Origin of the sequence: Rhizobium sp. L51/94, assembly GCF_019355555.1 — a bacterium.
GTDB classification, from domain to species: domain Bacteria; phylum Pseudomonadota; class Alphaproteobacteria; order Rhizobiales; family Rhizobiaceae; genus Rhizobium; species Rhizobium rhododendri.
The window spans coordinates 691,500-716,978 of record NZ_CP072141.1 but is presented as its reverse complement, the minus strand read 5'-3'; the positions used below and the strand labels follow the sequence as shown (position 1 = coordinate 716,978).

24 protein-coding genes are annotated in these 25,479 nt (G+C 59.5%); 14 read left to right on the top strand and 10 right to left on the bottom strand.

Annotated elements, in window-relative coordinates:
* Window positions 1-79: 79 nt before the first annotated feature.
* A complete protein-coding gene (secB, locus tag J5274_RS03455; protein WP_111222128.1) occupies window positions 80-556 on the top strand; it encodes a protein-export chaperone SecB in 477 nt (158 codons plus the stop codon).
* Window positions 557-612: 56 nt separating this feature from the next.
* On the opposite strand, the gene dnaQ is transcribed toward secB, so the two are convergent.
* Genes dnaQ through J5274_RS03430 form a run of 5 tightly spaced genes read right to left on the bottom strand, consistent with a single transcriptional unit; the run spans window position 613 to window position 4,237 of the window.
* Window positions 613-1,326: a DNA polymerase III subunit epsilon gene (gene dnaQ / locus J5274_RS03450; protein ID WP_142828710.1), complete on the bottom strand. Its 714-nt coding sequence runs from the start codon at window positions 1,324-1,326 to the stop codon at window positions 613-615.
* A gap of 1 nt (window position 1,327) precedes the next feature.
* Window positions 1,328-1,930: a dephospho-CoA kinase gene (gene coaE / locus J5274_RS03445; protein WP_142828712.1), complete on the bottom strand. Its 603-nt coding sequence runs from the start codon at window positions 1,928-1,930 to the stop codon at window positions 1,328-1,330.
* Window positions 1,927-2,790, bottom strand: coding sequence for a shikimate dehydrogenase (locus J5274_RS03440; RefSeq protein WP_142828714.1), 864 nt, complete (start codon window positions 2,788-2,790; stop codon window positions 1,927-1,929). The genes coaE and J5274_RS03440 overlap by 4 nt, the downstream gene beginning before the upstream one ends.
* On the bottom strand, window positions 2,783-3,382 hold the full coding sequence (locus tag J5274_RS03435) for a Maf-like protein (RefSeq protein WP_142828715.1): 600 nt from the start codon (window positions 3,380-3,382) through the stop codon (window positions 2,783-2,785). The genes J5274_RS03440 and J5274_RS03435 overlap by 8 nt, the downstream gene beginning before the upstream one ends.
* A gap of 33 nt (window positions 3,383-3,415) precedes the next feature.
* Window positions 3,416-4,237, bottom strand: a complete 822-nt coding sequence (locus tag J5274_RS03430; protein WP_142828717.1) for a pyruvate, water dikinase regulatory protein — start codon at window positions 4,235-4,237, stop codon at window positions 3,416-3,418.
* 425 nt (window positions 4,238-4,662) lie between these two features.
* On the opposite strand from J5274_RS03430, the gene hemE reads away from it, so the two are divergent.
* From hemE to J5274_RS03390, 8 genes are all read left to right on the top strand, one after another.
* Window positions 4,663-5,673, top strand: a complete 1,011-nt coding sequence (gene hemE / locus J5274_RS03425) for a uroporphyrinogen decarboxylase (RefSeq protein ID WP_374113731.1) — start codon at window positions 4,663-4,665, stop codon at window positions 5,671-5,673.
* Window positions 5,670-6,215: a protoporphyrinogen oxidase HemJ gene (gene hemJ / locus J5274_RS03420; RefSeq protein WP_142828721.1), complete on the top strand. Its 546-nt coding sequence runs from the start codon at window positions 5,670-5,672 to the stop codon at window positions 6,213-6,215. Before hemE ends, hemJ begins: the two co-directional genes overlap by 4 nt.
* Before the next feature lie 185 nt (window positions 6,216-6,400).
* The gene (gene rho, locus J5274_RS03415) at window positions 6,401-7,666 is read left to right on the top strand and encodes a transcription termination factor Rho (protein ID WP_111222121.1); all 1,266 of its coding nucleotides are present in this window, start codon (window positions 6,401-6,403) and stop codon (window positions 7,664-7,666) included.
* Window positions 7,667-7,748: 82 nt separating this feature from the next.
* Window positions 7,749-9,068, top strand: a complete 1,320-nt coding sequence (gene mnmE / locus J5274_RS03410) for a tRNA uridine-5-carboxymethylaminomethyl(34) synthesis GTPase MnmE (RefSeq protein ID WP_142828723.1) — start codon at window positions 7,749-7,751, stop codon at window positions 9,066-9,068.
* A gap of 101 nt (window positions 9,069-9,169) precedes the next feature.
* On the top strand, window positions 9,170-11,047 hold the full coding sequence (mnmG, locus tag J5274_RS03405) for a tRNA uridine-5-carboxymethylaminomethyl(34) synthesis enzyme MnmG (protein WP_142828725.1): 1,878 nt from the start codon (window positions 9,170-9,172) through the stop codon (window positions 11,045-11,047).
* A 25-nt stretch (window positions 11,048-11,072) separates the two neighbouring features.
* Window positions 11,073-11,690 (top strand): 16S rRNA (guanine(527)-N(7))-methyltransferase RsmG, encoded by a 618-nt coding sequence (gene rsmG, locus J5274_RS03400; protein ID WP_219274756.1) that lies wholly within the window; start codon window positions 11,073-11,075, stop codon window positions 11,688-11,690.
* A gap of 18 nt (window positions 11,691-11,708) precedes the next feature.
* Window positions 11,709-12,506 (top strand): ParA family protein, encoded by a 798-nt coding sequence (locus tag J5274_RS03395; RefSeq protein ID WP_111222118.1) that lies wholly within the window; start codon window positions 11,709-11,711, stop codon window positions 12,504-12,506.
* 36 nt (window positions 12,507-12,542) lie between these two features.
* Window positions 12,543-13,427, top strand: a complete 885-nt coding sequence (locus J5274_RS03390) for a ParB/RepB/Spo0J family partition protein (RefSeq protein WP_142828729.1) — start codon at window positions 12,543-12,545, stop codon at window positions 13,425-13,427.
* Window position 13,428: 1 nt separating this feature from the next.
* Here the strand turns inward: J5274_RS03390 and holA are convergent, their stop codons facing one another.
* From holA to leuS, 3 genes are read right to left on the bottom strand one after another with little or no spacing between them, the layout of a single operon-like run.
* Window positions 13,429-14,466 (bottom strand): DNA polymerase III subunit delta, encoded by a 1,038-nt coding sequence (gene holA, locus J5274_RS03385; RefSeq protein ID WP_142828731.1) that lies wholly within the window; start codon window positions 14,464-14,466, stop codon window positions 13,429-13,431.
* 21 nt (window positions 14,467-14,487) lie between these two features.
* Complete coding sequence (locus J5274_RS03380) at window positions 14,488-15,027, bottom strand: LPS assembly lipoprotein LptE (RefSeq protein WP_142828733.1); 540 nt, start codon at window positions 15,025-15,027, stop codon at window positions 14,488-14,490.
* The gene (gene leuS, locus J5274_RS03375; RefSeq protein ID WP_143123319.1) at window positions 15,017-17,647 is read right to left on the bottom strand and encodes a leucine--tRNA ligase; all 2,631 of its coding nucleotides are present in this window, start codon (window positions 17,645-17,647) and stop codon (window positions 15,017-15,019) included. The genes J5274_RS03380 and leuS overlap by 11 nt, the downstream gene beginning before the upstream one ends.
* Window positions 17,648-17,842: 195 nt before the next feature.
* Here leuS and J5274_RS03370 point away from each other — a divergent pair, with 195 nt between their 5' ends.
* The 5 genes from J5274_RS03370 to J5274_RS03350 all read left to right on the top strand — a co-directional run bounded on the left by J5274_RS03370 (window position 17,843) and on the right by J5274_RS03350 (window position 22,645).
* Window positions 17,843-18,502 carry a YggS family pyridoxal phosphate-dependent enzyme gene (locus J5274_RS03370; RefSeq protein WP_142828737.1) on the top strand — a complete coding sequence of 220 codons (660 nt, stop codon included), beginning with the start codon at window positions 17,843-17,845 and terminating at the stop codon, window positions 18,500-18,502.
* A gap of 174 nt (window positions 18,503-18,676) precedes the next feature.
* Window positions 18,677-19,492, top strand: a complete 816-nt coding sequence (locus J5274_RS03365) for a sugar phosphate isomerase/epimerase (RefSeq protein ID WP_142828739.1) — start codon at window positions 18,677-18,679, stop codon at window positions 19,490-19,492.
* A gap of 153 nt (window positions 19,493-19,645) precedes the next feature.
* Complete coding sequence (locus tag J5274_RS03360) at window positions 19,646-20,461, top strand: sugar phosphate isomerase/epimerase (RefSeq protein WP_142828741.1); 816 nt, start codon at window positions 19,646-19,648, stop codon at window positions 20,459-20,461.
* 177 nt (window positions 20,462-20,638) lie between these two features.
* Entirely contained in the window at window positions 20,639-21,751 is a 1,113-nt protein-coding gene (leuB, locus tag J5274_RS03355; RefSeq protein ID WP_142828743.1) for a 3-isopropylmalate dehydrogenase, read from the top strand.
* Window positions 21,752-21,904: 153 nt separating this feature from the next.
* Window positions 21,905-22,645 carry a phosphatase PAP2 family protein gene (locus J5274_RS03350; protein WP_224153323.1) on the top strand — a complete coding sequence of 247 codons (741 nt, stop codon included), beginning with the start codon at window positions 21,905-21,907 and terminating at the stop codon, window positions 22,643-22,645.
* A gap of 39 nt (window positions 22,646-22,684) precedes the next feature.
* Here the strand turns inward: J5274_RS03350 and J5274_RS03345 are convergent, their stop codons facing one another.
* The gene (locus J5274_RS03345) at window positions 22,685-24,571 is read right to left on the bottom strand and encodes an MFS transporter (protein ID WP_142828745.1); all 1,887 of its coding nucleotides are present in this window, start codon (window positions 24,569-24,571) and stop codon (window positions 22,685-22,687) included.
* Between the two features lie 154 nt (window positions 24,572-24,725).
* A complete protein-coding gene (locus J5274_RS03340) occupies window positions 24,726-25,007 on the bottom strand; it encodes a hypothetical protein (protein WP_142828747.1) in 282 nt (93 codons plus the stop codon).
* Between the last annotated feature and the right edge of the window lie 472 nt (window positions 25,008-25,479).

The following is a 25,479-nucleotide window of genomic DNA, read 5'->3' as shown; positions in this document are numbered from 1 at the left end:
TGGCCCGGCGGCCGAAGGGTTGTAAGCCCCGGCATGAAATGTTAGATGGCGACACCATTTTGAGCCGCGAGGAAGTGCCATGGCCGACGAAATCAACGGCGAGACCGCCCCCAGCCTATCCGTTCTTGCCCAGTACACGAAGGATTTGTCCTTCGAAAATCCCGGTGCGCCGCGCTCGCTGCAGTCCCGCGACAAGCCGCCGGAAATCAATATCAACGTCAACGTCAATGCCAACCCGCTCTCTGACACCGATTTCGACGTCGTGCTGACGCTGAATGCCGATGCCAAGGATGATGGCAAGACCGTATTCCACACCGAGCTGGTTTATGGCGGCGTTTTCCGGGTCGTTGGCTTTCCGCAGGAGCATATGCTGCCACTGCTGTTCATCGAATGCCCACGCCTGCTGTTCCCGTTCGCGCGCCAGATCATTGCCGACGTCACCCGCAACGGCGGCTTCCCGCCGCTTATCATCGACCCGATCGATTTCGCGACGATGTTCACCCAGCGCGTTGCCGAAGAACAGACGCGTGCGCAGGTCAGCTCCGTTCCGAACTGATCCTCGATCGATATCATGAGACATGTGCCCGGCTTGTCCGGGCATTTTTTTATCTATCAGGCAGAACCATATTTCAGCCAGATGCTCTTTTCTCCGAGCTTGGTGAGCAGCGCCCGATGTGCTTCGCGCTCCAGATCGCTTACCCTGTCCGGCAGCGGAGATGGTCTCGCAAGCACCGCGACAACCACGTCGTCATTATCCATCCGGCGATCTGAACCGCTCTGACCGCCTTTATCGGAGCTTAGACCCAAGGCTGTCTGGCGGCCGCCGATCATCTCGATATAGACTTCTGCCAGCAATTCCGAGTCGAGCAGCGCACCGTGCTTGGTGCGGTGGGTATTGTCGATGCCATAGCGGCGGCAGAGGGCATCGAGAGAATTCGGACCCATCGGGTTTTTGCGACGGGCGAGAGACAGGGTGTCGATCACCATCTCCGGCAGGATCGACGGCATGCCGAGACGCGCCAGCTCCGCATTGATGAAGCCCATGTCGAAATTGGCGTTATGGGCGATCCACTTGGCGTCGCCGAAGAATTCCAGCATCGGTCCGGCGACCTCGGCAAAGGGTGGCTTGTCGGCGAGGAACTCGTCGGTAATGCCGTGCACCGCCAGCGCGTCCGGATGGACTTTCTGGCCGGTCGGATTGACGTACATGTGAAAGGTGCGTCCCGTCGGAAAATGGTTGAACAGTTCGACGCCACCGATTTCGATGATGCGGTCGATGCGGCTGTCGAGGCCTGTCGTTTCCGTATCGAAGATGATTTCGCGCATGTCACAAATCCCTGTCCGTCGTGCCCGCCCTCAAGGCGGCAATGATCGCCGCGACCTGGCTGCGGGCCGCCTCGATACCGTTTCCGGTATCGATCAAGAAATCCGCCCTCGCCCGCTTGTCGGCGTCCGGCATCTGCCGAGAGAGAATCATATTGAACTTCTCCTCCGTCATGCCCGGTCGCGCAAGAACCCTTTGGCGCTGAAGCTGTGGATCACAAGTAACGACGACGATGCGATCGACGCGATCTGTGCTTGCCGTTTCGAACAACAGGGGAATGTCGAGCACAACGATATCGGCGCCGGCCAGGGCCTGCTCACCCAGGAATGCCAGTTCGCCGCGGCGCACCAGCGGATGGACTATGGCTTCGAGTGTCTTGAAGCCAGCCGGGTTTGCCGCCAGCTGCCTAGACAACAGCTGCCGGTCAACGATACCGGCTGCAACGGTTCCCGGAAAAGCCGCCTCGATCAAAGGTGCCGCCTCGCCCGCGTACAGTTCGTGCACCGCCTTGTCGGCATCGTTGACCGGAATGCCGGCATCGGCAAACAGCCTGGCCGTTGTCGTCTTGCCCATGCCGATAGAGCCCGTCAGGCCAAGCCGGATCATTTGTGCGCTTCCATGTCTGCGATAACCAACTGCCGCAGGGGGTCATCAACCTCTGGGCGCTGGCCAAACCACTTTTCAAATCCCGGCACCGCTTGGTGTAGCAGCATGCCGAGACCGTCGACCGCGGCGATACCCTGCCGTTCGGCTTGGACAAGCGTTTCCGTCTTCAGCGGCACGTAGACGATATCTGTGGCAACGGCGTCCCTCGCCATCGTCGTGAAATCGATTGCTGGCACCGGGCCTCCTCCATCCATGCCAAGAGAGGTGGTATTGATGAACAAGCCCGCCGACTGCATGACCTCGCGCAAAGCCTTTTCCGGATGGGCATGGACGCTGGGACCGAACCTGTCGGCAAGTTCGCGGGCGCGATCCAGGGTGCGGTTGACCACATGGATCGTACCGATGCCACGGTTGCGGACCGCCTGGATGATGGCGCGGCTTGCGCCACCGGCGCCGAGGACGACGGCGGTTTCCACCTTGTCCCACCCGGGGTGGCGGGCATCGAGATTGGCGACAAAGCCGTGGCCATCGGTATTGGTTGCCATGAGCTGGCCGTTCTCCAGCCACAACGTGTTGGCGGCTCCGAGCTCTTGCGCCAATTCGTCCGGCCGATCGGCCAGCGCGAATGCCTGTTCCTTGTGCGGGATCGTAACATTGCCACCGATGAAGTCGGCGGTGCCGTCCTTCAGCAATGCGATGAAGCCGGGGAAATCTGCCGGGGACACGGCGTGCGCCTGATAGCTGCCGGCGATGTCCAGTGTTTTAAGCCAGTGTCCATGGATGAGCGGCGAGCGGGAATGGCTGACAGGATAGCCTGTGACGAACGCACGCCGGCCGATTGTTTCACGTGAATCATCCATCGATCGCCTCCAGGGCCCGCAATTCGGCGAGCAGCGGCAGCATGGGAAGGCCGAGGATCGTAAAGTAGTCGCCGTCTATCCGCGAGAACAACTGTATCCCCTCGCCTTCCAGCTGATAGGCCCCGACGCTGCCGAGCGCCTTGTCGCCGACCCTGCCGATATGCCGATGGATAAAAGCGGGTGTGAGCGTCCGCATTGTCAATTCGGCATGGGACAGGTGCTCCCAGAGGATGTCGCCATCCCTTGCGATCGCGACGGCACTGTTCAACCGGTGGGTTTTTCCTGAGAGGGCCAGCAAATGGGTCTCTGCCTCGGCGCTATCCTTCGGCTTGTGAAACACGCGAGAGCCGAGTGACATCGTCTGGTCCGAACCGATGACCAGCGAACCATGGTGGCTTTCGCTGACAGCGACAGCCTTGGCCTTGGCTAGAACCAGCGCAATGGCATCCGGGCCGGCGCCGGCTTTTTCAAGCGGTGCCTCAAGGGCACGTTCGTCGATGCTGGCAGCGATGGATTCGAACCGCAGGCCGGCATTTTCCATTAGCATGCGACGAAAGGGGCTGGAGGACGCGAGGATGAGTGGCGATGTCATGGAGTGTCCCTGCGCTATTCGGCAGACTTGCGCTTAGCGCAGCTTCGGTTTGAGGGCAACGATGGCGGCAGCCGTTTCTTCGATCGAGCGCCGGGTCACGTCAATGACGGGCCAGCCGTGCCTGGCGCAAAGCGCACGGGCGTATTTCAATTCCTCGGAGATCGTCGCGCGATCGGTATAATGACCGCGATCGAAGCCGGGCGTAGTGCCGAGGATGCGATTTTCGCGAACCTGCGAAATGCGGTCGGTGGTGGCGATCAAGCCGACGATGAGAGGCTTGGTTGCGGCAGCCAGGCTCGGCGGCAGCGGTACGCCGTAGACGATCGGAATATTCGCGGTCTTGATGCCGCGATTGGCGAGATAGATGCTGGTCGGAGTTTTCGACGTTCGACTGATGCCGACAATGACGACGTCGGCATCATTATAATCATCCGGCATCTGGCCGTCATCATGATCCATGGTGAAATTCAAAGCTTCGATGCGGGCAAAGTAATCCGCATTCATCACATGCTGGGCGCCCACCCTGCGTCGGGAAACGGCGCCGAGATAGGTCTGGAAGACGTTGAGTACCGGTTCGAGCACAGCGACGCACGGGACACCCATCGCCTTGCAGCGCTCGTCGATGAGATCGGCAAGTTCGTGATCGACAATGGTATAGAGCACGATACCCGGAGAAGCATCGATCGCCTCGAGCACCGGCAGCAGCTGCCGGCGATTGCGGATCAGCGGGTAGACATGCTCGATTGGTTGGCTCGCCTGGAATTGGACCGACGCCGCCCTTCCGGCGGAAATGAGAGTCTCTCCGGTTGAGTCAGATATCAGGTGCAGATGAAAGAAATTTATTCTGTTCTCCACGTTGTTTTCCGTCGTCTGTTGATAACCGGGGAGGAAAATATAATTGGGCAGCCTCATGGCGGAGGGGCTGGGATAACTGCCAAGTTGTCCACAATTGCGATTTTGCGGCTTGCTGAAAACAGAAGCTTTGAAGACTGGGGATAAAGAAGCTTCGACCGATTGTCATCCTAACCTTGTCCACAGGATACGCAAATCTACGGTCACGCTAAATGCCAGGGATGATTGATGAAATTCATTCTGTCCCCATATCTCGTCAAGATGCCGCAATTTTCGTCCCGACTATTCCGGGATATGGCAGTCACGGGGACTTCGCGTGGATAAGTGATAATCCTTGATAGTCACCGACTCTTAGAAATAGAAACCTTAAGAAGAGCTTTATAATTTTTAGAGGGAAGAGGCATTTGACGGCAGAACGCAGGGCAATTATGAGAGTGTTGGCGGGAGAAACGCTGACACCCCCTCCGATATGGCTGATGCGACAAGCAGGTCGATATCTTCCCGAATACAAGGCAACGAGGGCTCAGGCGGGGAGCTTTCTGGACCTCTGTTACTCGCCGGATCACGCCGTTGAGGTGACGCTGCAGCCGATAAGGCGCTATGGCTTCGATGCTGCGATATTGTTTTCGGATATCCTCGTCATCCCTGACGCCTTGCACCGGAATGTAAGGTTTACGGAAGGCCACGGGCCACAGATGAATCCCATCGACGAGGCCGGTATTCTGGCTCTTGAACCGAAGGATGTGCTCGAGCACCTGAAGCCTGTGTTTGAAACTGTGCGGCGGCTGCGGGCCGAACTGCCGGGCGAAACGACGCTGCTCGGTTTCTGCGGGGCGCCGTGGACGGTGGCGACGTACATGATCGCCGGACACGGGACACCTGATCAGGCGCCGGCCCGACTGTTCGGCTATCGCCATCGCAAGGCTTTCGAACACCTGCTGGCAATGCTCGCCGAGCTCTCTGCCGATTATCTCGTGGCGCAAATCGATGCCGGTGCCGACGCGGTGCAGATTTTCGATTCCTGGGCGGGCGTCCTCGGGGAAGCGGAATTCGAGGCATTTGCCGTGGCTCCCGTGGCGCGGATTATCGCTTCGGTAAAGGCGCGCCGTCCTCAGGCGCGGATCATCGCTTTTGCCAAAAATGCGGGCTACATGCTGAAGGATTATCGCCGCAAGACCGGCGCCGATGCGATTGGCTTGGACTGGTCCGTTCCCCTCTCCTTCGCTGCCGAACTGCAGCGGGACGGGCCTATCCAGGGTAACCTCGATCCGATGCGCCTGGTGGCCGGCGGCGATGCGCTGACAGACGGGATAGACCGGATCCTGGAGCGGCTTGGCGACGGACCCCTCATATTCAACCTCGGCCATGGCATCACGCCCCAGGCAGATCCTGAAAATGTTGCTGTGCTGGTCGACAGGGTGCGGAGTTTCAAGTTTTGACGGCCGAAAAGCAGACGGATCAAAAGGCGGGACGGACGGCACGTAGCCGCGCGCTGACCGCAATCCTCGTTTTCGTGCTGCTCGCCGTGGCGCTGTTTTACTGGAACCCGGATAATCTCTATCTGTGGATCAAGGCGTTGCATGTCATCGCAGTTATCTCCTGGATGGCCGGGCTGCTCTACATGCCTCGGCTGTTCATCTATCACACCGACGCGGCGCCGGGCTCTGCCCAGTCGGAAACCTTCAAGGTCATGGAGCAGCGGCTGCTCAAGGTGATCATGAATCCTGCAATGATGCTGACCTGGATCTTCGGGCTATACCTTGCCTGGTCGGGGTTTGCGTTCCAGGGTGGTTGGCTGCATGCAAAGATTGGTCTTGTCGTGCTTCTGACTGGTGTCCATGTGTATTTCAGTCGTGCCGTGAAAGCCTTCGCAAAAGACCAGAACACCCGCTCCGCCCGCTATTGGCGTTTTGCTAACGAGGCGCCGACGGTGCTGATGATTGCCATCGTCATCCTCGTCGTGGTCAAACCTTTCGCCTAGAAAAGGCGTCATTTTAAATTTTCGCCATCGGCGACATGCCCCTTGCGGCTTCCTGCGGAAGTCGCTATTTTCGCGCATCTCATCTTCGTGGCATGTATTCATCCTGTCGCCCGCGAGTCCCCTTCGCGGTCCCGAATACGAAAACGTCGCCTTTCCCTTTCTAAAAATAGAGTAATGGTCCCTTCATGGCTGAAATGAAGCTGCAAGAACTGAAAAGCAAATCCCCGACCGATTTGCTGGCTTTCGCCGAATCGCTCGAGGTCGAAAGCGCCAGCACGTTGCGCAAACAGGAATTGATGTTTGCCATCCTGAAGGTGCTGGCCAGCCAGGACGTGGAAATCATTGGCGAAGGTGTGGTTGAAGTCCTCCAGGACGGATTTGGATTCCTGCGCTCTGCCAATGCAAACTATCTGCCCGGGCCCGACGATATCTACATTTCGCCCTCGCAGATCCGCCGTTTCTCGCTGAAGACCGGCGACACCGTCGAAGGCCCAATCCGTGGACCTAAGGAAGGCGAGCGCTATTTTGCTCTGCTCAAGGTCAATACGATCAACTTCGACGATCCTGAGAAAATCCGCCACAAGGTTCACTTCGACAACCTGACGCCGCTTTATCCGAACGACCGCTTCCGTATGGAACTCGACGTGCCGACGACCAAGGATCTCTCTGCCCGCGTCATCGATCTCGTGGCGCCGATCGGCAAGGGCCAGCGCGGCCTCATCGTTGCTCCGCCGCGCACTGGTAAAACCGTCCTGCTCCAGAACATTGCGCACTCGATCACGGCCAATCATCCCGAATGCTATCTGATTGTCCTTCTCATCGACGAGCGGCCTGAAGAAGTGACGGACATGCAGCGCTCTGTGCGCGGCGAGGTCGTGTCATCAACCTTTGACGAGCCGGCGGTTCGCCACGTACAGGTCGCTGAAATGGTAATCGAGAAGGCGAAGCGTCTCGTGGAGCACGGGCGTGACGTCGTCATCCTGCTCGATTCGATCACCCGTCTCGGTCGCGCCTACAACACCGTCGTGCCATCGTCTGGCAAGGTCCTAACGGGTGGTGTCGACGCCAACGCGCTGCAGCGCCCGAAGCGCTTCTTCGGTGCTGCGCGAAATATCGAGGAAGGCGGATCGCTGACGATCATCGCGACAGCGTTGATCGATACCGGGAGCCGCATGGACGAAGTCATTTTCGAAGAATTCAAGGGTACCGGCAACTCGGAAATCGTGCTCGACCGCAAGGTCGCCGACAAGCGCATCTTCCCGGCGATGGATATCCTTAAGTCCGGTACGCGTAAGGAAGACCTGCTCGTTCCGCGTCAGGATCTGCAGAAGATCTTTGTTCTTCGCCGTATCCTTGCCCCGATGGGTACGACGGATGCAATCGAATTCCTCATCGACAAGCTGAAGCAGACAAAGAACAATCCGGATTTCTTCGACTCGATGAATACCTGATTTCAATCGGCCGAACGTTTGCAACTTAAGGGCCGCCATGTGCGGCCTTTATGCTGGGTAGATCGATTCGGTTCCGTACCAAATGCGGTGCAACGTGTCACAATTTGCAGATACGATCTATGCGTTGTCTAGTGGCGGCTTACCCGCCGGCGTCGCTGTCATCCGCGTCAGTGGTAATGGTGCATTTGCGGTGGCCTCGCGGATTGCAGGGCAACTGCCGGCGCCTCGCACTGCCTCACTGAGAACGATTCGGACTCGAAACGGATCGGTGATCGACAAGGGTATTGTTCTGCTTTTTCCCGGTCCGAACTCGTTCACCGGAGAAGATTGTGCGGAATTTCAAGTGCATGGGGGCCTCGCAGTTGTGGCTGCGATATTGGACGAGCTCTCAGCTATTTCCGGATGCAGACTGGCGGAGAATGGTGAATTTTCACGACGAGCGTTCGAAAATGGAAGGATGGATCTGCTAGAGGCGGAGGGTCTCGCAGATCTCTTGGCGGCCGAAACCGAAATGCAGCGGCGGCTGGCGATAGAACAGAGCAACGGCGGACGTTCCGAGCTGTATGCTGCCTGGGCGATCCGCATAACGCGCGCCAGGGCTCTGATTGAGGCCGAGCTCGACTTCTCGGATGAAGGTGATGTGCCCGGCTCCGTCTCAGATCAGGTTTGGGCTGAAATGCTCCTGATCCGTGATGCGATTTCAGACCATTTGGCTGGCGCAAGGTTCGGAGAAATCGTCCGCGACGGGTTCCGAGTTGCGATAGCTGGACCGCCCAATAGCGGGAAATCGACGTTGCTGAATGCGTTGGCCGGTCGAGATGTTGCCATCGTCACAGAGATCGCCGGCACGACGCGCGATGTCCTTGAGGTTAATCTTGATATAGACGGCTTTCGGGTCCGCTTGTTCGATACCGCCGGCGTTCGCGAGACGGAAGATGTGGTAGAAGCAGAGGGTGTGAAGCGCGCATTTCAGACCGTTGAGGCAGCGGATCTCGTCCTCGTGCTGAGAGAGATTGGCAGTCCCGAAACAGAGACTGTCGGTCATCCTGACGCGATCCAGGTAGGGACTAAAGCAGATATCCACGGGCCGTCTGAGCAATACGATATTTGTATTTCTGTTCAAAATGGGACTGGACTGTCGGAATTAAAAGATCGCCTTTTGGCAGAACTTGGAAAGCGCTCCAGTGGTCTTTCCATGGCAGTTCCCGCGAGGCGGAGACACCGTGTGCTACTGGAACAAACGATTTCAGACATCACTTTCGCTTTAAATTCCTCTGACGGACTTGATATCAGAGCTGAGCATTTGCGCGCCGCTGCCCGCTCATTGGGGCGGATAACCGGGCATGTGGATGTGGAAGATTTGCTCGGTGTAATTTTCTCTGAGTTCTGCGTCGGTAAATGATTCACGTGAAACATTCGGTGACTGCGTTGGAAACGTGTTTCACGTGAAACTTCTTGACTCCCGGTCGTTAGTCCGGAAAACAGCCTAAGCTGGAGATTACGATGCAAACGACGCGTTATGATGTAGTTGTAGTAGGTGGCGGCCACGCAGGCAGTGAAGCCGCAGCTGCGGCCGCCCGCCTTGGTGCACGCACCGCACTTGTTACGCATCGCCGGGACACCATCGGCGTCATGTCCTGTAATCCTGCCATTGGTGGGCTTGGTAAAGGGCATCTCGTTCGCGAGATCGATGCGTTTGATGGACTGATGGGCCGTGTTGCAGATGCTGCCGGAATACAGTTCCGAATGCTCAATCGCAAGAAGGGACCGGCGGTACGCGGTCCTCGCACCCAGGCAGACCGCAAGCTTTATCGCCTCGCCATGCAGGCTGAAATCGCATCGCTGGAAAACCTGGAGGTTGTTGAGGGTGATGTTTTCGATATCCTCCAGCGCGATGGGCGAGTTACCGGAATCTCCCTGCGAGACGGTACGGAACTTCACTGCCGCAGCGTTGTGGTCACGACAGGTACGTTCCTTCGAGGATTGATCCATATCGGCGACCAGAAGATCCCGGCAGGACGTATGGGCGAGGAGCCTTCGGTTGGACTGTCGGGCACGCTGGAGCGGCTTGGCATTTCGTTGGCCAGGTTGAAGACTGGTACCCCAGCTAGGCTCGATGGCAAGACGATCGATTGGACGGCAGTCGGCAGGCAAGGGGCGGATGAAGATCCGGTGCCCTTCTCGTTCATGACGGACATGATCGTCAACAGACAGGTCGATTGCGGTGTGACGCGGACGACGGCCGCCACGCACAAGATCGTTATGGATAATCTCCAGCAGTCTGCCATGTATTCGGGCCAGATTGAGGGAATAGGTCCGCGCTACTGTCCGTCAATCGAAGATAAGATTGTCAAGTTCGGCGAACGTGACGGTCACCAGATCTTTCTTGAGCCCGAGGGCTTGGACGACGATACCATTTACCCAAATGGTATTTCCACAAGTTTGCCTGAGTCAGTGCAGCAGGCCTTTATCAGGACTATTCCGGGTCTGGAACGAGTTACGATCCTACAGCCGGGTTATGCAATTGAATACGATCATGTCGATCCACGCGAACTCAGCGCTTCGCTGGAGCTGCGCAAGCTACCGGGACTTTTTCTCGGTGGTCAAATCAACGGGACAACCGGTTATGAAGAAGCAGCCGCGCAAGGTTTGGTAGCTGGTCTTAACGCGGCGCGTCTTTCTGCGGGAATGGATGCTGTCCATTTCAGTCGTACGCAATCCTATATTGGCGTGATGATCGATGATCTGACGTCACGCGGTGTTGCTGAGCCATACAGGATGTTCACGTCCCGCGCAGAATATAGACTTTCGCTACGAGCAGACAATGCCGACGTGAGGTTGACACCGACTGCCATGGCAATCGGTTGCGTAGGTGCCGAGAGATCAGCACGCTTTAAGAGCTACCTTGGGCGTCTGGAAGCTGGACGGAAGCTGCTTCAGGAGCTCACTGTTACCCCGAACGCTGCTGCGGCTTTTGGTATTCATCTCAATCAGGATGGACAACGTCGCTCGGCTTACGAGCTTTTGTCACACCAGGATCACGATCGCTCATCGCTGCAGCGCATCTGGCCCGAGCTTGCAGCGCTCGAATCGCCTGTCGCTGAGGCGCTTGCGATCGAAGCGACATACTCGGTGTATATGGAGCGACAGGCGTCCGATATCGAAAAGGTACAACGTGAAGAAGCCATGGTTATTCCATCTGGTTTTGATTTTTCATTGCTTTCCGGTCTGTCGAATGAATTGACGCATAAATTGAAACAGGCTGTCCCAGCCAATCTTGCGCAAGCTGCCAAAGTCGATGGCATGACGCCGGCAGCGCTCTTGTTGCTGATTGCTGCATTGAGAAAGTATGCCGCAGCGACATCGACCAGAGTGGCGTGATCTTACAAGGCTGGAGAGTCCTCATATGGAATTGAACGGTTTACGTGTTTCACGTGAAACATCTGAGCGGCTGATCATCTTCAGTGCGCTTTTCGAGAAGTGGGCGAAGACAATCAATTTGGTAGCGCCATCGACACGCAACGAGCTTTGGCAGCGCCACATTGCCGATAGCGCACAGATATTTCAGCTCTATCCGAAGCCGATTCATTGGCTTGACCTAGGCAGTGGCGGGGGCTTTCCGGGAATAATTACATCGATATTCCTGGCAGAGCTCGGTGACGGACATGTCGATCTCATCGAAAGCAACCAGAAGAAGGCCTCTTTCCTGCGGACTTGTCTGCGTGAGTGCGGTGGTCGAGGCAGCGTCCACTGCATGCGTATCGAGGAAGCGCAGAACACGATTGCAAGATGCGATGCGATCTCGGCAAGGGCTTTGGGAGATCTGTCTCTTTTATTTGAATATGCATCGCCTTGGGCGGGGGAAACCGAATCCCTTAAACTTTTTCTTCATAAAGGCCGGGATTACCAACGGGAGATCGACGCCGCCCATGGTGGCTGGGAGTTCGATCTGGTAAAGCATGAGAGCGTTCTTGAGGCAGATTCCGTTATCCTGGAAATTTCGAACCTCAGACGCCGAGCTTAATCGAACCCAGGTGCGGCCATGTCAGCTCAGCGAAATCGTATCATCACCGTCGCCAATCAAAAGGGCGGGGTCGGCAAGACGACCACAGCGATCAATCTTGCCACCGCTCTCGCTGCGATTGGTGAGCGCGTCCTGATTATCGATCTGGATCCGCAGGGTAACGCGAGCACGGGTCTTGGTATCGACCGCCGCCGCCGCGAGGTGTCCTCCTACGATCTGTTGATTGGCTCCCATACCGTTGTGGAAGCCGCGGTGCAGACAGTGGTGCCGGATCTCTATATCGTTCCGTCGACGATGGATCTGCTCGGCGTGGAGATGGAGATTGCGCAGCAAGCCGATCGTGTTTTCCGCCTCAAGCGGGCGCTTTCGCAGCCAGATGCCAAGCAGTTTTCCTACATTCTAATCGATTGCCCGCCGTCGTTCAATTTGTTGACAATGAACGCCATGGCAGCGGCAGATTCCGTGCTGGTTCCGTTGCAGTGCGAATTCTTTGCTCTCGAGGGATTGAGCCAGCTACTCGAGACTGTCGACCAGGTGAGGCGCACGGTCAATCCCACGTTGGATATCCAGGGCATTGTGTTAACCATGTTCGACGCCCGTAATAATCTGGCGCAGCAGGTCGTCAACGACGTCAGGACGCATCTTGGCGACAAGGTCTATCACACGTTGATTCCGCGCAATGTCCGGGTCTCGGAGGCCCCCTCCTATGGCAAGCCTGCCATTCTTTATGATTTGAAATGCGCCGGCAGCCAGGCTTATCTGCAGCTGGCTTCGGAGGTGATCCAGCGGGAGCGGCAGCGCAAGATCGCGGCATAAGGTTTCGTCCAGTAGAATAAGCGAGCGTATTTACCTATGAATGATGATCAATCGAAGCGCCGCCTGGGGCGCGGTCTGGCAGCCCTCATCGGTGAGATGGATCAGTCGGCGCCCGTGGGCGACGCAAAGCCGACCATCAATCCGGATCGTCTTGTGCCGATCGAGTTTATCAGCCGTAATCCAAAGAACCCGCGCCGGACATTCAACGAGGCGGACCTGCAGGACCTCGCCTCCTCCATACGCCAGCACGGCATCGTGCAGCCGGTCGTCGTTCGCACCGTCTCTAGTGGCAGGTACGAGATCATTGCGGGCGAACGTCGTTGGCGTGCGGCTCAGCTTTCGGGCCTGATCGAGATCCCGGTGATCGTCCGCGATGTCGACGACAAGACCGCACTGGAAATCGCCATTGTCGAAAACGTCCAGCGGGCCGATCTTAACCCTCTCGAAGAGGCGCTCGGCTACGACCAGCTGATTGCCGAGCACGGTTATACGCAGAACGATCTCGGCGAAATTATCGGTAAAAGCCGCAGTCACGTCGCCAACTCGCTGCGGCTTCTGAAATTGCCGGAGCCTGTCAGGGACATGCTGTCGAGCGGCGCGCTGTCGGCGGGTCATGCGCGCGCCTTGGTGTCGACGTCAGATGCCGCCGGTCTTGCACGCACTATCGTTGCCAAGGGCATGTCGGTTCGTGATGCGGAGCGCCTCGCCCAGAATGACATCAAGGCCCAGAACGACCCCCGACCAGCCGGCGCCCGCAAGGACGACAAGGATTCGGATACCCTCGCGCTGGAGCGGACGCTCACCGATACGCTTGGGCTCGATGTGACGATTGCCCACAAGGGGAGCGGCGGACAGGTGCGGATTTCCTACAAGTCACTGGAACAGCTGGAAGAAATCTGCAGGCTCCTGGAGCGCCGTTAATTCAAGCCTTGCGGGCAGATTGCAGCGTCGTGGCCAGCAATGTCTGCATCGCGATGCTGTCCTCGAGGCTTTGGCGCTGGCGTGTCTGGAAAATTGCGGCCTGCAGCCTGTTCATTTCGCGTCCGATCGCGTCCGACGTCCAGACGCGCAATGCCTGTTCGATCGTTGGTTTGCGCCGGAAATGCAGATGCCGCCCGTGCGTCTGCAGCACCTGCGCTGCCGGAAGGCGTTTTTCATCCATTTCGGCCCTCATGACATCCAGCAGCTGAAATTGCCGCAGGCACCCCTGCAGCACGAGGAAAATCGATGTCTTCGAGGCGATGATCTTCTGGGTCGCGTGGAGAAATCCGGCGGAGTCGCCCTTGAGGATGGCATCGACCGCATCGTCAGCCGAGACTGCGCTGGCATCGCCGATGATGTCGACGACATGCTGTTCGTCGATCGTGCCGAGGCCACGGCAATAGAGCGCGAGCTTGCGCACCTCGTTTCGTGAGGCGATCCGGTCGCCGCCCAGAAGTTCCAGCAGCATGTGGCGGGCAGCGGGCGTGATCCGCAGGTTTTCATGCGCCAGTTCGTGGTCCACAAGCGTGTTCAGCGCCCGGGCGTCATCTGCGTAGCACGGGATCGCCATGATCGTGCGATTGCTATCGGCAAGCTTCCGGAGAGCCGCGGTCTTCTTCAGGTCGCCGGCCTCGACGATCAGGAAGGTCGTCTCGGGTGGATTGGAAGCGATCGCCTGAAGCCCGTCGACGACCGATTTTTCATTGGCCGCGCCGCGTATCCAGACAAGGCGGGCACCTCCGAATAAGCCGATGGCGTTGGTCTCGTCGATGAGACGCCCGGGGTCGTTGTGGAGGTCGCCGACATCCAGCTTGACCAGCGAAAACGGGTCAGACAGATCGACCCCCGTCTTTTCGGCGATTTGCTTCGCTCGCTCGGAGACGAGACCCCGGTCAGGGCCATAGATGACAAACAGCCGATGCTTACGGGCGGCCGTCTGCAAAAATCCCTCGAATTCGTGGGATTTTATCTCCGTCATGCGGCCGTCCTTATGGCTGGATCAATTGCTCAATGCAGCCGCAATGTCGGCACCGACGAACTGTGCGACTTCACGTGCCGCACGGTCTTCCGCATCGCGGATGGCGCGCTGTTTGGCAAATTCCTGCGTCGGGAAATCCACCAGCGCCACCATCGAGCGGTTGCCGGCCTTGATGACCTTGCCGTCGCTGATACGCTTGATGACATAGGAGGCAGTCACGGTCGTGCGGCCGGCCTGCGATGTATCGGACGAGGCAAGGTAGAGAACGCCGCCTGTGCCGGAGCTGACGTTCAGGCTGACCATGTATTGCGGGTTGGCAGGCTCGCCAGCGCCATGGCTGGCGATGAAGATCAGCTGGTTCCTGACCTCCTGGCCAACGCGGCGCTGGGCAGCATCGGCGGCAACGGCATCGGTGAAGCCGACGGTCGCCAATTTGGCCGTCGCACCCGTGCTTTCGGCGTAGAGAGGCCGAACCTGGCAGGAGGACAGCAGGGCCGGGACCGCAATGACGGTGACCGCGCAGGCGATCCTGGCGAGCTTGGACATGAAATCAGACGACAATGTTTACGATCCTCTGTGGAACGACGATGATCTTTTTCGGCGCCTGACCATTCAACGCGCTTTGCACCGCGCCCAAGGCAAGGGCGGCGGCCTCGACGGCACTTTGATCCGCATCGCGGGCGATTGTCAATTCGGCGCGCTTCTTGCCGTTGATCTGTACCGGCATCATCACCTCGTTTTCAACGACGAGAACGGCGTCGAAGTCGGGCCATGGCGACGTCGCCACCATGGTGGGGCATCCGATCGCGGCCGCGCACTCCTCCGACAGGTGCGGCGTGATGGGCGCGACGATGGCGATCAGGATCTCGACGGCATCGCGAACGGCGCTGCAGAAGGTTTCGTCGCCCTCTCCGGCCGCGACTTTTGCCAGCGGCGCTGCAAGGGCGTTGACGAATTCGTAGATACGCGCCACGGCCTTGTTGAAGGCGAGCTTGTCATAATCGGCACCGACAGCTTTCAGCGTTTTATGGGCTATCTGAGATACGGCCAGTCCATCGCCGGAATGAGCCGCCTTTGGCTCGACCGACTTCAGCCGGTCAGCGGCCTCCGACACCAGGCGCCAGACGCGCTGGGTAAAGCGATGGGCGCCCTCGACACCGGCTTCCGACCATATGACGTCGCGGTCCGGCGGCGAGTCCGAGAGCACGAAGAAACGCGCCGTGTCGGCTCCGTAGGAGGCGATGATATCATCGGGGTCGACGACGTTTTTCTTCGACTTGGACATCTTCTCGATAGCGCCGATCGTCACTTCTTCGCCGGAGGACAGCAACAGGGCACGCCGTTTGCCGTCGACCTCCTCGAAGCGCAGATCCACAGGTGGTACCCATTCGCGCGATGCCCCCTCGCCGCGGCTGTAGGTCTCGTGGACGACCATGCCTTGCGTAAACAGACCCTTGAAGGGTTCCTTGACATCGACATGCCCTGTCTTTTGCATGGCACGCGTGAAGAAGCGCGAATAGAGCAGGTGCAGGATCGCATGCTCGACGCCGCCGATATACTGATCGACCGGGAGCCAGTGGTTGGCGGCAGCCTTGTCGGTGGGGTCGTTTTCCCATGGTGCCGTGAAGCGTGTGAAATACCAGCTGGAATCGACGAAGGTGTCCATGGTGTCGGTTTCGCGCTGGGCATCCTTGCCGCAATGCGGACAGGCGACATGCCGCCAGGTGGGATGGCGATCCAGGGGGTTGCCTGGCAAATCGAAGGTAACGTCGTCCGGCAGCTTGACCGGCAAGTCTTGTTTCGGTACCGGAACGACACCGCAATCGTTGCAATGGATGACCGGGATGGGGCAGCCCCAGTAGCGTTGCCGTGAAATTCCCCAATCGCGCAGGCGGAAATTGACCTTGCGTTCAGCCTGAGGCGCATTGCCGATATTCGTTGTCGACAGGCGTGTAGCCACGACGTCGAAGGCTTCCGTCGTGGTCATGCCGTCGAGAAACTGAGAGTTGATCATGACGCCGTCGCCGTCATAGGCCACGTCCCCGACCGTGAAGCTCTTGGCGTCGCCATCTGCCGGCATGACGACCGGGATGACCGGCAAGTCGTACTTGCGCGCAAAATCGAGGTCCCGCTGGTCGCCCGAGGGGCAACCGAAGATGGCGCCAGTGCCATAGTCCATCAACACGAAATTGGCGATATAGACCGGCAGTTCCCAGCTCGGATCGAGCGGATGACGGACGCGGATACCGGTATCCATGCCCTTTTTCTCAGCCGTCTCGAGGGCTGCAACGGATGTGCCGGCGCGGCGGCACTCTTCGCAGAATGCTTCGACGGCGGCGTCCCGGCTTGCTGCTTCCTTCGCCAGTGGATGGTCGGCGGCGATTGCAAGGAACGAGGCGCCGTACAGAGTATCCGGGCGCGTCGTGTAGACGGCGATCTCGCGCTCTTCCGTTGGCACCGCGCCGGGCACTATCTCCCAGCGGATGGTCAAGCCCTCCGAGCGTCCGATCCAGTTTTTTTGCATCAGCCGGACCTTTTCCGGCCAGTGATCCAGCGTGTCGAGCGCATCCAGCAGGTCCTGGCTGAAGTCGGTGATCTTGAAGAACCATTGCGTCAGCTCGCGCTGTTCGACCAGCGCGCCCGAGCGCCAGCCGCGTCCGTCGATCACCTGCTCGTTGGCCAGCACGGTGTTATCGACCGGGTCCCAGTTGACCTTCGACTTCTTGCGGTAGACCAGCTCCTTTTCCATCATGTCGAGGAACAGCATCTGCTGGCGGTGATAGTATTCGACATCGCAGGTGGCGAATTCGCGGCTCCAGTCCAGCGACAGCCCCATGGCCTTCAGCTGCGCCTTCATCGAGGCGATGTTCTGGTAGGTCCACTCCTTCGGATGCACCTTGTTGTCGCGGGCAGCGTTTTCGGCCGGCATGCCGAAGGCGTCCCAGCCCATGGGATGCAGCACATTGTAACCACGCGCACGCTTGTAGCGGGCCACGACGTCGCCCATGGCGTAGTTGCGCACATGGCCCATGTGGATGCGGCCCGATGGATACGGGAACATCTCTAGGACGTAGTACTTTTCGCGCGGGTCGTTGTTGTCAGTGAGGAAGACGTTGGCGTCATTCCACTTTTGCTGCCAGCGGGGCTCGGAGTCGCGCGGATTATAACGTTCGGTAGCCATGTGACCTGTATTTCCGGATGTAATGGGGAGTTGGCGTGACCTTCATCATGAAACCAACCAAGCGTCAAGTTTGGTGGCCAACAGCATCGTCATCCGGCGTTCGAGATGGCCGAATTTCAAGGGGTTGCTCTTGGCAAGGGCGGGCGGGCTGTCTACTCAGGACGGGCAATTCTACTCCTATGTCGAGGTCGAGCGATGGAACTTCAAGAGCGATTGGACGATGTGCGCAACAGGATCGCAAAGGCCGAACAAAAGGCCGGCAGGCCTGAGGGTTCGGCGCAGCTGGTTGTGGTCTCCAAGACCTTCGATGCCGATGTCATCCGTCCTGTTATCGCCGCCGGTCAGCGGCTGTTCGGCGAAAACCGGGTGCAGGAAAGCCAGGGCAAGTGGCCGGCGATGAAGGCAGAGACACCCGACATCGAACTGCATCTGATCGGCCCGCTGCAATCGAACAAGGCGGCCGATGCCGTGGCGCTGTTCGACGTTATCGAGACCGTCGACCGCGAGAAGATTGCCCGTGCGCTGGCCGCCGAAATGAAGCAGCAGGGCAAGTCGACGCGTTTCTACGTGCAGGTCAACACCGGGCTTGAGCCGCAAAAGGCGGGGATCAGTCCTGACGACACCGGCGCCTTCGTGTCCCTCTGCCGCGACGAACTGGGGCTTACGGTCGAGGGGCTGATGTGCATTCCGCCGGCGGATGAAAATCCCGGTCCGCACTTCGCCCTCCTGGCAAAGCTCGCCGCAGCCTGCGGGGTCGAGAAGCTTTCTATGGGCATGTCCGGCGATTACGAGGTCGCCGTCGCCTTCGGTGCCACCAGTGTGCGGGTCGGTTCGGCAATTTTCGGGGCCCGTTAGGTCCGCGTCAAATTTTTCTGCAGGCGTTGATGAACAGCGGTTTGCAGCCTTGGCCGCGGATAGCGTATCGCAGCCTGCCCGCAAATTGTAATATGGCTGACAAGAATGAGGATCATGAGAGGGGCCGCGTTGCCAATCATGCTGCAGCGCACATGACTGGAACCGGAGACCTCCATGACCCTTCCCATCCTCGGCGCCGCCATGACGCTGGAAGAACTCGAAATCCACCGACACTGGCTCCTTGAAAAGCAGCGTGACCTCGAATTGCAGAGCTTTGTCGACGCTGAAGTGCTCGGCGGTGACTGGAAGCCGCTCGTCGATCGCACCAAGACGCTGCTGGATGGCCACACCGGCCGCGTCGGCATCCACGGGCCGTTCTGGGGCTTTACGATTGCCTCCAAAGACCCTGGCGTACGTGCCGTCGTTGCAGAGCGCATGCGACAGGCGCTCGATGTGTCGGCGGCGATCGGCGCAACCCACATGGTCGTCCACAGCCCGTACACGACCTGGAATTACAACAATCTCGACAATAATCCGGGGGCGCGCGAAAGCATTATTGAGTACACGCAGAAGACCATGGGCGATGCCGTCAAGCGGGCTGAGGATATCGGCCTCACCATGGTGATGGAGAACATCGAGGATATCGATCCTGAAATCCGCAATGTGCTGGTCGACAGCTTTGCCTCGCCGGCGGTCGCCGTGTCGATCGATACCGGCCATGCCCATTACGCCCACGGCTCGACGGGCGGTCCCCCGGTCGATTATTACGTTCATGCCGCCGGCAACCGCCTGCAGCATGTCCATCTTCAGGATGCCGATGGTTATGCCGACCGCCACTGGTCGCTCGGCGAAGGCACGATCCGCTGGCATTCCGTCTTTGCCGCCCTTGCCAAGCTTATCAGCAACCCGCGTCTGATCATCGAGATCAAGGACAAGTCGAAGATCCCGGCCTCGGCCGCCTATCTCGAATCGCTCGGTCTGGCCCAGTAAATCCGGCCTGCCCCGTTGCCTTGAAAAAGCCGACCCGCCCCGAAAGCGGGGCGGCCGATTGCCCGCATTGTCAATACAGCCGACGACAGCGTGGTCCATGGTGACCATCCGCAATCTGATCGTTCGCGCCACTGATCCCAAAAGGAGACTTCCATGACCCTTCCCGTTCTCGGCGCCGCCCTCTCGTTGGACGACCTCGAAATCCACCGCGACTGGATGCTCGACAAACAGCGCGACCTCGAACTGCAAAATTTCGTCGACGCGAGGGTGCTCGGCGGCGACTGGATGCCGCTGGTCGAGCGCGCCAAGCGGCTGCTCGACGGCCACACCGGCCGGGTCGGCATCCACGGGCCGTTCTTCGGCTTCACCATCTCGTCACAAGACGAGGAGATCCGTGCTGTCGTCGCCAAACGGCTGAGCCAGGCGCTGGATGTGGCGACTGCACTCAGTGCGACCCATATGGTCATCCACAGCCCCTACACCGCCTGGCACCATAACAATTTCCCCCACTTTCCCGGCGAGCGGGAGCGGATGACCGAATATACACATCTGACGATAGCCGAGGCCGTCAGGCGGGCCGAAGACATCGGACTGACATTCGTCATCGAGAATTGCGACGACATCGATCCGCAGACCCGCGTCGCCCTTGCCGAAAGCTTCAATTCGCCAGCCGTCGCCGTGTCCATCGACACCGGCCATGCCGAGTGTGCGCATGGCAGCTACGGTGCACCGCCGGTCGACTATTTCATCCACGCGGCCGGCAACCAGCTGAAGCATGTGCATCTGCAGGACGTCGATGGGTATGCTGACCGCCATTGGGGTCTCGGTGAGGGCATCATCCGCTGGCATTCGGTGTTTGCGGCGCTCGCCAAGCTGACCAGCAACCCGCGCCTGATCATCGAGTTGCGCGATAAGACGAATATCCGCGCTTCTGCGACGCATCTCGAGCAACTCGGTCTCGCCCAGTAATAAGGCTCTGCCGCTGCGACCCAGGCGGAAAGGCCGCCGGTCGCAGCGTTGTTGCGAAACATGACGAGATGCCGAAACGGTGGCATGAAGCGTACCGTTTCGGCCCCTACCTCGCTTGAAAAGCGGGGTCTGCGGGTCTAAGAACCCGCAACCGATTGTCAAAGCAGAGGGCTTTTCATGACAGTGCGCAATCTCTTCCTGCTGCCGGGTGACGGCATCGGACCGGAAGCCATGGCCGAGGTCCGCAAGATCATTGCCTATCTCAACGAGGCCCACCAGGCCGGTTTCGTCACCGAGGAAGGCCTCGTCGGCGGCTGTGCCTACGATGCGCATGGCGTGGCGATCTCCGAAGGCGACATGGCCAAGGCGATGGCGGCCGATGCCGTGCTGTTCGGCGCGGTCGGCGGTCCGAAGTGGGACGACGTTCCCTATGAAGCCCGTCCCGAAGCCGGCCTGCTGCGGCTGCGCAAGGACCTGCAACTGTTCGCCAATCTGCGCCCGGCGATCTGCTATCCGGCACTCTCCTCCGCCTCGTCGCTGAAGCCGGAGCTGGTCGAAGGCCTCGACATCCTGATCATCCGTGAACTGACCGGTGGCGTCTATTTCGGCGAGCCCAAGGAGATCATCGATCTCGGCAACGGCCAGAAGCGCGGCATCGATACGCAGATCTACGATACCTACGAGATCGAGCGTATTGCCGGCGTTGCCTTCGAGATGGCCCGTACCCGCAACAATCGCGTCTGCTCGATGGAAAAGCGCAACGTCATGAAGTCCGGCGTGCTGTGGAACCAAGTGGTGACGGCGACCCACAAGGAAAAATATTCCGACGTCAAGCTCGAGCACATGCTTGCCGATGCCGGCGGCATGCAGCTGGTCCGGGCGCCGAAACAGTTCGATGTCATCGTCACCGACAACCTGTTCGGTGACATGCTGTCCGACGTGGCCGCCATGCTGACCGGCTCGCTCGGCATGCTGCCGTCCGCGTCGCTCGGTGCGCCCGATGGCAAGACCGGCAAGCGCAAGGCACTCTACGAGCCGGTCCACGGTTCGGCGCCCGATATCGCCGGCAAGGGCGTTGCCAACCCGATCGCCATGATCGCTTCCTTCGCCATGTGCATGCGCTACTCGTTTGCGATGATTTCCGAGGCCGATGCGCTTGAGAAATCGATCGCTAACGTGCTCGATCGCGGCATCCGTACCGGCGACATCGTCTCGGACGGCATGACCCCGGTCGGCACTGTCGAGATGGGCGATGCGATCCTTGCCGAGTTCAAGACGCTGAGTGCCTGATTTCACGTGAAACATTTTTGCCGCGTCCGCTAATTCCGGGCGCGGCGATCGTCTTGATCTGCCCTCCGGCATGCCTATGTCTGGTCGATGCAACACGACACCGAGAATGCCCCTTCCCTGCCTGACAAAACCCGTCGCGGAATGTGGCGTCTGTTGGCGACCCGCTATGCCGCTCGTCGCGCGCAGCACCGTTCCATCCCCTGGCTCGGCTACACGCTGAGCATCGTCAATATCGTCGCCCTTGCCTTCTTCGTGCTCGACGCGCCGCTCGGCAAGACGGCGCGGGACCTGCCGGCGGCACTGGTGGCCTTTGCCGGCGACATCACCAATGTCGGACAGATGTTGCGGATGCTCGGCGCCATCGTCGTCATTTTCGTTGTCGGCGTGCTTCTGGCGCGTCGGCTGGCGGACCTCCGCCGCCGCTATCGCGTCGCCTATTTCGCGCGGATGGCAGCCTATCTGCTGATCTCGGTGCTGTCGGCAAGCGCGGTCGTGCACGTGCTGAAGACCGCGATCGGCCGGGCCCGGCCGCTGATCTACGACCAGTATGGCATTCTCGGCTTCAAGCCTTTCGACGGTCACTTCCTGTTCCAAAGCTTCCCTTCCGCCCACTCCACCCAGATCGGTGCGTTCTGCGTCGCCCTGGCCCTTCTGTTTCCAAGGTTCAGGCTGGTCTTCGTCGGGGTTGCGCTGTGGATCGGGGCGACGCGGGTCATTCTCGGCGTGCACTATCCGAGCGACGTGGCGGCGGGGCTGGCCCTTGGCGCCTGGTTCGCCTTTGCGACGGCGGTGATGTTTTCTCGCTTCGGCCTGCTGTTCGCGCTTTCGCCGAACGGCTTTCCGGTGCCGCGTGTGCGGCGCTTGATGCGGCGTCGGCCGCTTGCCGACGGATAGCGACCGACGCCACCGGCGCCGGCCGGATTGCGATCCGGTTCAATCCATCGTGTTGATATCGCGGTCCTTGGTTTCCGGCAGGAAGATCATGCCGATCACCAGCGTGATCCCGGCAAAGACGATCGGGTACCATAGGCCATAATAGATATCGCCCTTGGCAGCACTCATTGCGAAGGCCATGGCCGGCAGCAGGCCGCCGAACCAGCCGTTGCCGATGTGATAGGGCAGCGACATACCGGTGTAGCGGATGCGGGTCGGGAAAAGCTCGACCAGCAGGGCTGCGATCGGGCCGTAGACCATGGTGACATAGATCACCAGCACCGTCAGGACGAGGATAGTTCCGAGCCAGTTAACCGCTGCGGGGTCGGCGACCATGGCGAAGGCGCCTGCCTTGGCGATGGTGTAGACCGGCATCTCGGTCACGCCGGCGGCCTCCTCCTTGGTGAGCATCTTGTCAGCCACCAGCTTGTCCGCCGGCACGACCGTCTTGTCGCCCGCACGTACTGCTGCAGCATCGATACCGACTTCCGGGTTGGCGACGACGAAAGCGTCGAGCTTGCTGTCCGGCACCTTGGCGGGTCCTCGCACCAGCGGATAGCCGCCATTGTGCAGGGCGGTGTTGATGCCCTTCTCGAACGCCGCATTCAGGCCCTTGGCCTTGTCGCCGGCGGTGACGACGTCATAGCTCGGCACCGTCTGGCCGCCGATCGTCACGGTCGCCGGTGTGCCCGGAGGAGCTGCGACGACATCATAGGGCACCGAGTTCTTGGTGAGGAACGCCGTTGCCACGTCGCAGGAACTGGTGAACTTCGCCACGCCGGTCGGATTGAACTGGAAGCGGCAATCGGCCGGGTCGGCGGTTACTGTTGCCCGTACGGTCGACTGGGCTTGTGCCAGCGCCGGGTTTGCCGTCCAGGTCATCGCCTTGAACAGCGGGAAATAGGTCAGCATTGCCAGCAGCAGCCCGGCCATGATGATCGGCTTGCGGCCGATGCGATCGGAAAGCCAACCGAACAGCAGGAAGAAGCCCGTGCCGATGAACAGGGCGACAGCGACCATGATATTGGCAGCCTGGAACTCGACCTTGAGCACGTTCTGCAGGAAGAACAGCGCGTAGAACTGGCCGCAATACCAGACGACTGCCTGTCCCATGGTGGCGCCGAACAGCGCGATCAAGGCAATCCTGGCGTTTTTCCAGGTGCCGAAAGCCTCCGTCAACGGCGCCTTGGAGCCCTTCCCTTCGGCCTTCATCTTCTGGAAGGCCGGCGATTCGTTCATTTTGAGGCGGATCCAGACGGATACGCCGAGCAGCACGAAGGAGACCAGGAACGGCACGCGCCATCCCCAGGCGGCAAAGGCTTCCTTGCCGAGGAAGGCCTGGACGGACAGGATTACGATCAGCGACAGGAACAGGCCGAGCGTTGCGGTCGTCTGGATCCAGGCGGTGTAGAAGCCGCGACGTCCGGGCGGAGCATGTTCGGCAACATAGGTAGCAGCGCCGCCATATTCGCCGCCGAGCGCCAGGCCCTGCAGCAGGCGGAGCGCAATCAGGATGATCGGTGCCAGAATTCCGATCGAGGCCGCCCCGGGCAAGAGGCCGACCAGGAAGGTCGACAGGCCCATGATCAGGATGGTGATGAGGAAGGTATATTTGCGGCCGACGAGATCGCCGAGCCGGCCGAACACCAGCGCGCCGAAGGGGCGCACCAGGAAGCCGGCGGCAAAGGCCAGCAGTGCGAAGATGTTGCGGGTTGTTTCCGGATACTGGCCGAAGAAGCTCGCGCCGATATAGACGACAAGAGAGCCGTAGAGGTAGAAGTCGTACCATTCGAACACGGTGCCAAGCGACGAGGCGAAGATTACCTTCCGTTCCTCGGCAGTCATGGCGGCCGCCTTCGGCCGACCGGTCATTGCGACGTTAGCCATAAATTCTTTCCTCCCACGGAATGCTGAGTGTCATGCGCGCCTCCCGGATCCCGGGACGTCCTCCAACACGACGCGCATCTTTAGAGTGTGCCAGAAAAAACTCCGTAGTGAAACACGCCATTGCAGCCTGCCGTTGCCGCCTGTGTCGCCGATGTTACAGATCGTTGTCGCCATCTTTGGACAGATCGCCCTCGTCGCAATCGCGCCTCATGGAGTAGCGCAGGACTTTTGAGAGTTGCGGCCAGGTCATCTCGGGCAAGTTCTTGAGCCTTGGCGTCCACCAGTCGCGCCACTCTTCGAATATGTGCAGCAGGTCCTTGTCGGCAGCTGAAAGGCAGGCGGGGAGAACGGTGCAGGCGCTGCTGGGCAGGCCAAGCCTGTGGAGTTCGTTCAGTCGTCGAGGAGGACGGCTGACGTTCGCATCGGCCCGCTGCAAACGCGGTCCCGGTGGCATTTCCTGAGGCGGCAAAGGTGGACGACGCAGGGCGAGGCCCGATTGCAGAAATAGGATGCAGCACTGCGGCTGAGCAACTCGTGCCTGACGGCGCGTTGCTGAAGAAAGACGGCACGGTGGTCTATGGTGGGCGTCGACATGCAGATCTCCATGTTTTGGTGTTCCCGTATTCCCATCCGGCGTCTATCGCGCACACACCATCCCGTTCACGCGATCTGTTCGACCCGTGTTTTCAAATCTGATGGCCGGGGCACACCGTGTGCCTGATGATTTTTTAGTGAAGTGACACCAGATGTGCCCCGTTCGACAGTTTTTATCCGCAACTCCGGATCCTCTGTTTCCGACCCAGGTCCCTTTGAGGGGAAAAGCTGCCGGAGTTATGCCACACAGGCACGCCGAGCCTAGGGGCCCGAAGGGATCCACTTCTGCGGACCCTTGAAGACGTGCCTGCGTA